Genomic DNA, 220 nt, shown 5'->3' with positions numbered 1-220 from the left:
GTTTGTACTCATCCCGCTGCTGGAGATTTATCCGGATCTTGAGGGAGCTGTCAATCATGCAAAAAATCAAGAAGGTGTAAGAGTATGGAAGCAGAAATCTGGGGTAGACGAATTCGTGCATATCGAAAGCTGAAGGGTTATACTCAAGAAGGGTTTGCCAAAGCATTGGGTATATCCGTTTCTGTGCTTGGTGAAGTAGAACGCGGATCTCGTATGCCGT

At 45.5% G+C, this 220-nt stretch carries 1 protein-coding gene; it reads left to right on the top strand.

The genetic code is table 11. The features are described 5' to 3' along the window. Nucleotides 1–84 precede the first annotated feature (84 nt). Nucleotides 85–220 (top strand): helix-turn-helix domain-containing protein (locus L324_RS44420; protein ID WP_037306036.1); only part of this gene is annotated, 136 nt, incomplete at its 3' end.

The organism is Amycolatopsis orientalis DSM 40040 = KCTC 9412, assembly GCF_000478275.1.
In the GTDB taxonomy this organism is placed as follows: Bacteria; Actinomycetota; Actinomycetes; order Mycobacteriales; family Pseudonocardiaceae; genus Amycolatopsis; species Amycolatopsis orientalis.
The sequence above is the reverse complement of the archived record's forward strand: the minus strand, read 5'-3'. Positions and strand labels throughout refer to the sequence as shown.